The sequence below is a fragment of the Halobaculum sp. EA56 genome (assembly GCF_051195075.1).
Classification (GTDB): domain Archaea; phylum Halobacteriota; class Halobacteria; order Halobacteriales; family Haloferacaceae; genus Halobaculum.
The window spans coordinates 1-2235 of sequence record NZ_JBNTJX010000070.1 but is presented as its reverse complement, the minus strand read 5'-3'; the positions used below and the strand labels follow the sequence as shown (position 1 = coordinate 2235).

The window sequence follows — 2235 nt, the reverse complement described above, 5'->3', positions numbered from 1 at the left end:
GGGGTGCCCTCGTCGCGGAAGCGGTCGTACACTTCTATCGGGCTGACTTCAACGCCGATGTAGTACCGGACCTGCTGAATGCCCCGGTCACGCATCTCTTTCGGCCGTGTCTCCCGATATTCTTCGAGGAGTTCCCGGAAAATCGGGTTCTCCGTGACGTCTTCGTCAGTGAGTCGATCCTCGATGGTCTCAGTGATCTGCTCGACTGGGAAAGAGCGGGTTGTGGCGTGGAGTTTGAGCTTCGAGTCCAGCTCTTTGTTAGCGAACTCTTCGCCAGCGTCCTGGAGCTGCGCCCAGTCGTCGGACATCGCGAAGTCCATATTGGCCGGATCGATCTCGATGAACGCCTCCATCGCGCCGTCTTCACGCTGGATAGCACCAGCGCCCGGCCACGCTCGCTTGATGTTCGTGAGGTCCTGCGTTCGCTCGTCCGGCTTGAACGGCGTGTAGTTCGCGAGTCCGCCTTGGTTGCGCTCTGTCTCGTTGGTACTCGTGTCGGCTTCGGCGGGCGCACTGAACGTGACCTGAGGCCGTTTGAGGTATCGATAGACGTCTTTGGTCCACGTCCAGGCATTCAGGTGGGTTGGTGAGACGTAGATGACGGCGACGCCAAAGCCAAGCCCGCCAGCGACGAACGGGAGGGCAAGCGACTCGATCCCGGTGAGGCCAGCGATAAACAGCCCAATAATGGGGAAGGCGATGAGCATGCCGACGTCCCCTTCCTCGATATTGAGATACGGGATGCGGCTCTCCTCGCCGAACTGATCCATGATGCGCCGTGCGGCCGCGTCTTGATCTGCTGACATTGTTAGTGGATTCCTCGATCAAACTCCATCCCACGGTCGTCACTCGCCGATTCCGCTGTCGCTCCACCTGGGTCGTTCTCTGTTCGACGGTACGACGGCGTGCCGCCATCGTTTCCTCCATGCCCACCGCGGGCAGCCGCTTTTTGCGCGACGGCATGACCGGCAGCGGCTTTCGGCCCCCACCGAGCGGCGGTCGTCGCGACGCCGGCGCCACCGACGTAGGCTCCAGCGGCGACACCGCCAACGAGTGCTACGCCTTTCGTCGCACCGCCGACGACTTTGGCCGTCAACGGGGTCGCGTATTTGAACGTCTTCCACGTGATGTAGAGGGCGACCAGCGGAAGAGACGCAGCGACGAGATATTTGAGGAATGCTGTTCCTGGTGTGAGCGTTCCACCGCTGTAGATCAAATCGTATCCCTTGAGGACCATCGCAGCTGGGAGCGGGAGGACAGCCAACGGGACAAACCGTTTGCAGAATCCCATCGCGATATCGGATACGACCGGAATGTTTCCGTAGGCCAGTGCAAATGCAATCGGCATTCCGTACAGGTAGACATAGAGCAGGATCATCCGGATGTAGAACAGCGCCTCCAGCGCCCACATCGAGATTCCACCAATCACGGCGAACAATAGCCCCAGTCCTGGGTTTGTGATGGCTGCACCCAAGAACTGAAGCATTGCCGAGGCTACGGAGGAAAGCTCCGGCATCAGTGCAATGGTGAACCCGTCGACGAGGTAGAGCGCAAGAGTTCCAACCCAATACCACGTAATGATTAGAAAGGCACCGACCCAGGCCGTCTTCTTCGTTTTTCGGGCTTCGTAGGTACTTCCAATATTGAAGATTCGAACCGTGTGACGCCCCTGGACGCTCATCACGAGGAGCAAAAGAGCGACCAGCATGATTTCGCCGCCGATGAGAGCATCGTGAATCGCTGGCCAGGGTGCGTTGGTTGGTTCACCGAAGACAAATGCTCCGTTCGTCTCTGGGGTCGGGGTTCCGAACATCCCCTCCGACAGAGTCTCATACCCCGACCTGAGACCGTCCATAAACAGCCCGATGAACCAATCAACGACGCCTTTGATACCCTCAAGGACGACGTCAATGAGATCAACCATCGTCAGGCCTCCGTGATCGTGACCTCACAGTCAGTCATCTCGTCAGACCCGGAATACTGGACATCGTAGGTATTCGTGACCCGATTGCTACTGACTTGAGTCTCGACGATAACCGTGAACTGCCCGCTGTTACCATCCGGAGAACACCCCATTCCGTCCTCACTCTCTGAACCGAACGGGAACGAATTACTGAACAGGTCGGCTGTCTCGCCAGGGGAGACTACTACCCGGTCTGTTTCGTGCATTCCACTGCCTCTGGGGTTCTCAATTGGATTGGGAACGTCCCCGGAGAAGATTAGTTCAGTTATCGC

At 58.2% G+C, this 2235-nt stretch carries 2 protein-coding genes and 1 pseudogene; all 3 read right to left on the bottom strand.

Going from position 1 to position 2235, the window contains the following annotated elements:
* Positions 1-806, bottom strand: an 806-nt coding sequence (locus ACQUQ1_RS22020; protein WP_435066330.1) for a hypothetical protein, incomplete at its 3' end; no start/stop codon positions are given.
* A gap of 2 nt (positions 807-808) precedes the next feature.
* Positions 809-1924: a hypothetical protein gene (locus ACQUQ1_RS22015; protein WP_435066329.1), complete on the bottom strand. Its 1116-nt coding sequence runs from the start codon at positions 1922-1924 to the stop codon at positions 809-811.
* A 2-nt stretch (positions 1925-1926) separates the two neighbouring features.
* Positions 1927-2235: pseudogene (locus ACQUQ1_RS22010) on the bottom strand (hypothetical protein); the annotation flags it as partial.

Coding starts and splice junctions, on each gene's coding strand:
- ACQUQ1_RS22015 (WP_435066329.1), bottom strand. CDS start 1,924: ATGGTTGATCTCATTGACGTCGTCCTTGAGGGTATCAAAGGCGTCGTT.